This is a genomic window from Kineococcus glutinatus (genome assembly GCF_039542765.1).
In the GTDB taxonomy this organism is placed as follows: domain Bacteria; phylum Actinomycetota; class Actinomycetes; order Actinomycetales; family Kineococcaceae; genus Kineococcus_A; species Kineococcus_A glutinatus.
On sequence record NZ_BAABIL010000028.1, the window covers coordinates 1 to 6956 of the forward strand.

A 6956-nucleotide genomic window follows, 5' to 3' on the forward strand; every position below is an offset into this window, starting at 1 on the left:
AGGGCCTCCAGGCGGGCGTCCCAGGCGCCGCGGGACTCCGCGGCCCGCGCGTACACCTCCGCCGCGCCGAAGGCCACCTCCCGGGAGTAGCGCAGCAGCGCCTCGCGCACCCGGGGCAGGTCCTCGGCGTCCACGACGGCGCCGACGCCCTCCTCGCACGCCGCGATGGCCGTGCGCACGAGCTCCACGGTCTGCGCGAGCGTCACGGCGCGGGTCAGCTCCCGCGGCGCACCGCCGAACACCGCGGCGCCGGGCACCGGCTCGGCGCCCGGGTCGTGCAGCCACTGCATGAACGAGGCGAAGCCGGCCTGCGCGACCAGCGACACCCAGGAGCGCTCGTCGGGCGGCAGCGCCCGGTACCACGGCAGCGCCGCCTCCATCCGCGTGGTGATCGCGGAGCCGAACGCGCCGCCGGCGGCCTCCAGCCGGCGCAGCGTCTGCGCCGACAGCGCGGTGCGGGCGGCGTCCACAGCCGCGGAGCGTAGCGGTGCCGCGCGGCCCCACCGCCGCCGTGCCGCCCGCGGGACCCGCCGGTGGTGACCCACCGTGATCACGACGTGCGCCGGGACGCGCCGAGCGCGGCGTGCTGGGCTAGGGTGCCCAGCGGCGCCCCACCCGCCCCGCCGCCGAGCACCGCGCGCGCACCGCAGCACCGCAGCACCGCAGGAGGCCAGCACGACCCGAGGGACGACCGGTGCACGACCGGCGGAGGACTGACGAGGGCGGCGTCGCAGGACGCCGCCGGCCAGCCGACGGAAGGGAAGGCATGGGACTGCTCGACCGCTTGCGGCGCAGAGTCGCACCGGAGGGACGCGGGGGGAGGGACGCCGGGAGCCGGCAGGCGCGGGGCCGGCCTGCGCAAGCGCTCACCGGAGGCGGCCTCGCCGCGCGCGACCGAGGCCGCGCTGCGCGACGCGCTGCGCGAGGACCCCAACGACGAGACCGCCTTCCCCGCGCTGGCGGAGCTGGTCCGCCGCAGGGCCGCCGAGGGCCACGAGGCCGAGCAGACCGGCGACCCGCAGCGCGCCGCGGACAACGCCGTGTGGGCGCTGGCGGAGGAGCTGGCGCAGAGCCCGCGCGCGTGGCGGCCGCTGCTGGAGCTGGCCCGCCTGTCCGTCGGCGACGACCACGACGCCGCGCTGCGGCGCCTGGGCATCGCCGCCGAGCGCGACCCGAGCGGGCGGGCGCTGGCCGAGGGGCTGTCGATCCTGCGCGAGGCCGGCCTGCCCGACGAGGCCCTGGGCCTGGGCGTCGGTCACTGGCGCCCCCGCGAGCACGACGTGGAGGCGGGCCGCCACCTCGTCGCCGCCGCCGTCGACTCCGGGCGCTTCGGGGAGGCGCGCCGCCACCTCAAGGCGCTCTCGGACCACCCGGACCAGGGGCGGGTCAAGCCGTTGCAGCAGGAGCTGGAGCGCTACATCGCGCAGGCCGACCGCGCCAAGCGGGGCGGCTGAGCGCGGACGCGCGCACGCGCGAGGAGGGCCCGGTTCCGAGCGGAACCGGGCCCTCCTCACGTGCGGGTCACGCCCGGGGCGTCAGGACTCGCCGCCGGCGTTGCCGGAGCGGCCGGCGCGCACGTCGTGCAGCTGGTACTTCTCGATCGCCTGCCCCGGCGTCTGCCAGTCCACCTCGCCGCGGCGGGCCAGCAGCTCCAGCGCCCGCACGGCCACCGACGGGCCGTCGATGTGGAAGTGCCGCCGGGCGGCGGCCCGGGTGTCGGAGAAGCCGAACCCGTCGGCGCCGAGGGAGGCGAACTCGCCCGGCACCCAGTTGCTGATCTGGTCTTGCACCGCGCGCATGTAGTCGCTGACGGCCACCACCGGACCGGGGGCGTCCTGCAGCCGCCGCGTCACGTACGGCACGCGCACCTCGTCGCCGGGGTGCAGGAACGCGTGCTCCTCGCACTCGATGGCCTCGCGGCGCAGCTCGTTCCACGACGTGACCGACCAGACGTCGGCGGCCACGCCCCAGTCCTCGCGGAGCAGCTCCTGGGCCTCCAGCGCCCACGGCACCCCGACGCCGGAGGCCAGCAGCTGGGTGCGCGGACCCTCGTTCGTCGCCGGGGAGATGCGGTGCATCCCCTTGAGGATGCCCTCCACGTCGACGTCCGCGGGCTGGGCGGGCTGCACCATCGGCTCGTTGTAGACGGTGAGGTAGTAGAAGACGTTCTCCGGGTTCTCCCCGTACATCCGCCGCAGGCCGTCGGCGACGATGTGGCCCAGCTCGTAGGCGTAGGCGGGGTCGTAGGCGACGACCGCGGGGTTGGTGGAGGCCAGCAGCAGCGAGTGCCCGTCGCCGTGCTGCAGGCCCTCGCCGGTCAGCGTGGTCCGCCCCGCGGTGGCGCCGATGAGGAAACCGCGCGTCATCTGGTCGGCCGCCGCCCACAGCGCGTCGCCCGTCCGCTGGAACCCGAACATCGAGTAGAAGATGTAGATCGGCACCATCGGCAGGCCGTGCGTGGCGTAGGCGGTGCCCGCCGCCGTGAACGCCGCCGACGCCCCCGCCTCGTTGATGCCGACGTGCAGGATGCGCCCCTCGGGGGACTCCTTGTACGCCAGCATCAGGTCGCGGTCGACCGACGTGTACCCCTGCCCGTGCGGGTTGTAGATCTTCAGCGTCGGGAACAGGGAGTCCATCCCGAAGGTGCGCGCCTCGTCGGGGATGATCGGCACGACGTGGGTGCCGAACTCCTTGTCCTTGAGGAGGTCCTTCAGGAGGCGGACGAACGCCATCGTCGTGGCGATCTCCTGCTTGCCCGAGCCGCGCTGGACGACCTTGTAGGCGTCCTCGCCGGGCAGGTGCAGCGGGGCCGCCGCGGTCCGCCGCTGCGGCAGGGAACCGCCGAGGTCGGTGCGGCGCTTGCGCAGGTACTGGATCGCCTCGTCGCCGTCGCCGGGGTGGTAGTACGGCGGCTGGTACGGGTCGCGCTCGAGGTCCGCGTCGGAGATCGGGATGCGCAGGCTGTCGCGCAGGAGCTTGAGGTCCTCCAGCGTCAGCTTCTTCATCTGGTGGGTGGCGTTGCGGCCGGCGAAGTGCGGGCCGAGCGCGTACCCCTTGATGGTCTTGGCGAGCACCACGGTCGGCTGGCCGGTGTGCTCCACCGCCGCCCGGTAGGCGGCGTAGACCTTGCGGTAGTCGTGCCCGCCGCGCTTGAGCTGCCAGATCTGGTCGTCGGACAGGTTCGCCACGAGCTTGGCGGTGCGCTCGTCGCGGCCGAAGAAGTGCTCGCGGATGAACGCGCCGTTCTCCGCCCGGTAGGTCTGGTAGTCCCCGTCGGGCGTGCGGTTCATCAGGTTGACGAGCGCGCCCTGCGCGTCGGCGGCCAGCAGCGGGTCCCACTCCCGGCCCCACACGGCCTTGACGACGTTCCAGCCGGCGCCGCGGAAGAACGCCTCCAGCTCCTGGATGATCTTGCCGTTGCCGCGCACCGGGCCGTCGAGGCGCTGCAGGTTGCAGTTGATGACGAACGTGAGGTTGTCGAGCTCCTCGTTGGCGGCGACGTGCGCCAGCCCGCGCGCCTCCGGCTCGTCCATCTCGCCGTCGCCGAGGAACGCCCACACGTGCTGCTGGGAGGTGTCCTTCAGGCCCCGGTTGTGCAGGTACTTGTTGAACTGCGCCTGGTAGATGGCGTTGATGGGACCCAGGCCCATCGACACCGTGGGGAACTCCCAGAAGTCCGGCATGAGCCTCGGGTGCGGGTAGGACGACAGCCCGCCGCCGGGGTGGGACACCTCCTGGCGGAACCCGTCGAGCTGCTCGGCGGACAGCCGGCCCTCGAGGAAGGCGCGGGCGTAGACGCCGGGGGAGGCGTGGCCCTGGATGTAGACCTGGTCGCCGCCGCCGGCGTGGTCCTTGCCGCGGAAGAAGTGGTTGAAACCCACCTCGTAGAGCGTGGCGGAGGAGGCGTAGCTGGACAGGTGGCCGCCGACGCCGATGCCGGGCCGCTGTGCCCGGTGCACCATGATCGCGGCGTTCCAGCGGATCCAGGCGCGGTAGCGGCGCTCGACGTCCTCGTCGCCGGGGAACCAGGGCTCCTGCTCGGGCCCGATGGTGTTGATGTAGTCGGTGGCGGTCAGGCTGGGGACACCCACCTGGCGTTCGCGGGCGCGCTGCAGCAGCTGCAGCATCAGGTAGCGGGCCCGGTTCTGGCCGCGCTCGTCCACGACGCCGTCGAGGGAGGCCAGCCACTCGGCCGTCTCCTCCGGGTCGATGTCCGGCAGCTGGCTGGGAAGGCCGTTCAGGATCGGGCCGGCGCTGCCCGGACCCCCCTTCGGACCTGCTTCGTCGCGTCTGGCCACTGTGGTGGTCCTCCCGCTGTCGCTGGTGGCGTTCCCCGCGGTCCGCGGGCAACGGTCCTAGGCTAGGCGCCCGTGCTCACGACTGTCCTTCAGGTCCGCACCGGAGGGTCGCAACGCGTGATCGACATCACGGCGCGCTGTGCGGACTTCGTCGCCGGCGCCGGCGACGGCCTGCTCAACGTCTTCGTCCCGCACGCCACCGCCGGCGTCGCCGTCCTGGAGACGGGGGCCGGCAGCGACGAGGACCTGCTGCGCGCCCTGGCGCAGCTGCTGCCGCCCGCCGGGCCCGGTGGGGAGGGCTGGGTGCACGCCCACGGCAGCCCCGGCCACGGCCGCGACCACGTCCTGCCCGCGCTGGTGGCGCCCACGACGAGCGTGCCCGTCGTGGGCGGCCGCCTGGCGCTGGGCACCTGGCAGAGCGTCTGCCTCGTCGACACCAACGTCGACAACGCCGAGCGCCAGGTGCGGCTGTCGCTGCTCACCGGCTGAGCGGCGCGGGTCCCCCCGTGCGCAGCCGGTGCTCGCCCGCGTAGGCGTTCGCGGTGGGCGGGCGCACGAACCCCAGCAGCGTCATGCCCGTCTCCCGCGCCAGCGACACCGCCAGCGACGAGGGCGCCGAGACCGCCACCAGCGCCGGCACCCCGGCCATCGCCGCCTTCTGCACCAGCTCGAAGGACGCGCGGCCCGAGACGACGAGCACGCACGAGCGCAGCGGCAGCCGCCCCTCGCGCAGCGCCCAGCCCACCACCTTGTCGACGGCGTTGTGCCGGCCGACGTCCTCCCGCACGCACAGCAGCTCCCCGGCGGCGTCGAAGAGGCCCGCCGCGTGCAGCCCGCCGGTGCGCTCGAAGGCGGCCTGCGCCGCGCGCAACCGGGCGGGCAGCGCCGCGGTCAGCGCCACGTCCAGCTCCAGGGGGTCGGCCGCGACGTCGTGGCGCAGCCGCTGCCGGACGTCGTCCACGCTCTGCACGCCGCACACCCCGCACGCGGAGGTGGTGGGGAAGGCCCGCGGCACCACGCTCCCGGCCCGCGCCACGCCGGGGGCGGGCGTGACCTCCACCACGTTGTAGGTGGGCAGCCCGTCGGCGCCGGTGTCCGTGCAGTGCCGCAGGGCGTGCACGTCCCGGGCGCAGGTGACCAGCCCCTCGGCGTGCAGGAACCCCAGGACGAGGTCGAAGTCGTCGCCCGGCGTGCGCATGGTGACCGTCAGCGGCTGCCCGCCCACCCGGACCTGCAGCGGTTCCTCCACGGCGAGGGTGTCCGGCCGCTGCACGGCGGCGCCCGCGGCGGTGTCCAGCCGCGTCGTGCGCACCCTCGTCGTCACCCGTCCCACGCCGCCCACCCTCCCCCACGGCGGCGGTGCGCGCGAGGGCGGGCGGCCCGCCGCGCCGCTGCTCCGGTCGGGCTTGCGGTGGCGGCGCCGCTTGCGTCGTGGTGGGATCTTCTAGTGCACTACGTTCGTCGGGCGCGACCACCGGCGTTCAGCACGTCGACGGCGACGCGCCGAACGGCGGTTGACCACCCGGTGGGCGACCGGTGGAGTGCCTCCGCCGGGGACACGGCAGTCCCGACGGCGTCGGGACAGGGACGAAGGGCGAGAACTCGTGGGCGCGACCGCGGACCCTGCGGCTGATCTGAGCGCGGTGGCGAAGCTGGGCTTCAAGCACGGCCAGGTGGTGCAGGAGCTGGGCTACGACGACGAGGTCGACGACGACTTCCGCGGCGCCGTGGAGGCGGCCGTCGGGAGCGAGTTGCTCGACGAGGACGCCGACGAGGTCGCCGACGTCGTCATCTGCTGGTTCCGGGACGGGGAGGGCGACCTCGTCGAGGCGCTGATGGACTCCGTCACGAACCTGGCCAAGGGCGGCATCGTGTGGCTGCTGACCCCCAAGAAGGGGCGGGCCGGGCACGTGCCGGCCGACGAGATCGAGGAGGCCGCCCCCGCGGCCGGCCTGCACGCCACGACCAGCGTCAGCGCCTCCGCCGACTGGGCCGGCACGCGGATGACCACCCCGCGGGGCCCCCGTCGCTGAGGCCGCCGGGGCGCCGCCGGCCCACCAGGACGCCCCGGGTGTCCTGGCGCCGGGCCGGCGGGCGCCCGACCTGGAGCTGAGCGAGCAGCACGGCCAGCGGCTGCGGCTGCCGGAGCTGTGGCAGGAGCACCACGCCCTCCTGGTGTGCTTCCCGTTCGCCTTCTCGCCGCTGTGCACCGCCGAGCTCGACGCCCTGGCCGCCGACCCCGAGGTCGCGGCCCGCGGCGTGCAGCTGGCCGCCGTCTCCTGCGACCCCGTGCCGGCGTTGCGGGCGTTCGCCGACGCGCGCGGCTACCGCTTCCCGCTGCTGTCGGACTTCTGGCCGCACGGCGCCCTCGCCCGCGCGCTGGGGGTGTTCGACCACGCCACCGGCACCGCCCTGCGCGGCTCCCTCCTGATCGACCCGGGCGGGGTGGTGCGCTGGTCGGTGCTGCAGGAGGCCGGGCGGTTGCGGCCGCACGCGCTGCACCGCCAGGCGCTGCAGGCCGTACCCTCACCTGCCTAGGGGCCCGTAGCTCAGCTGGTAGAGCACCGCGCTTACACCGCGGCCGTCGTCGGTTCGAACCCGGCCGGGCCCACGTGCCGAGCGATCCCGGACCACCTCCGCTGCGCGAGGTCCTCGCCG

The 6956-nt window shown here is 75.0% G+C and carries 6 protein-coding genes, 1 tRNA gene and 1 pseudogene; 5 read left to right on the plus strand and 3 right to left on the minus strand.

What is annotated here, in order from left to right:
- Window positions 1-470, minus strand: a pseudogene (locus ABEB16_RS01715) (PucR family transcriptional regulator); the annotation flags it as partial.
- 126 nt (window positions 471-596) lie between these two features.
- On the opposite strand from ABEB16_RS01715, the gene ABEB16_RS01720 reads away from it, so the two are divergent.
- A complete protein-coding gene (locus ABEB16_RS01720; protein ID WP_345710550.1) occupies window positions 597-1454 on the plus strand; it encodes a tetratricopeptide repeat protein in 858 nt (285 codons plus the stop codon).
- 81 nt (window positions 1455-1535) lie between these two features.
- On the opposite strand, the gene aceE is transcribed toward ABEB16_RS01720, so the two are convergent.
- Window positions 1536-4298: a pyruvate dehydrogenase (acetyl-transferring), homodimeric type gene (gene aceE / locus ABEB16_RS01725; RefSeq protein WP_345710551.1), complete on the minus strand. Its 2763-nt coding sequence runs from the start codon at window positions 4296-4298 to the stop codon at window positions 1536-1538.
- 117 nt (window positions 4299-4415) lie between these two features.
- Here aceE and ABEB16_RS01730 point away from each other — a divergent pair, with 117 nt between their 5' ends.
- On the plus strand, window positions 4416-4787 hold the full coding sequence (locus ABEB16_RS01730) for a YjbQ family protein (RefSeq protein WP_345710552.1): 372 nt from the start codon (window positions 4416-4418) through the stop codon (window positions 4785-4787).
- On the opposite strand, the gene fdhD is transcribed toward ABEB16_RS01730, so the two are convergent.
- Window positions 4777-5631 (minus strand): formate dehydrogenase accessory sulfurtransferase FdhD, encoded by an 855-nt coding sequence (gene fdhD, locus ABEB16_RS01735; RefSeq protein WP_345710553.1) that lies wholly within the window; start codon window positions 5629-5631, stop codon window positions 4777-4779. The two genes, ABEB16_RS01730 and fdhD, sit on opposite strands and share 11 nt — an antisense overlap.
- A gap of 271 nt (window positions 5632-5902) precedes the next feature.
- On the opposite strand from fdhD, the gene ABEB16_RS01740 reads away from it, so the two are divergent.
- The 3 genes from ABEB16_RS01740 to ABEB16_RS01750 all read left to right on the plus strand — a co-directional run bounded on the left by ABEB16_RS01740 (window position 5903) and on the right by ABEB16_RS01750 (window position 6909).
- Window positions 5903-6331, plus strand: coding sequence for a DUF3052 domain-containing protein (locus ABEB16_RS01740; protein WP_345710554.1), 429 nt, complete (start codon window positions 5903-5905; stop codon window positions 6329-6331).
- Between the two features lie 43 nt (window positions 6332-6374).
- The gene (locus ABEB16_RS01745; RefSeq protein ID WP_345710555.1) at window positions 6375-6836 is read left to right on the plus strand and encodes a redoxin domain-containing protein; all 462 of its coding nucleotides are present in this window, start codon (window positions 6375-6377) and stop codon (window positions 6834-6836) included.
- A tRNA-Val gene (locus ABEB16_RS01750) sits at window positions 6837-6909 on the plus strand.
- The last annotated feature ends 47 nt before the right edge of the window (window positions 6910-6956 follow it).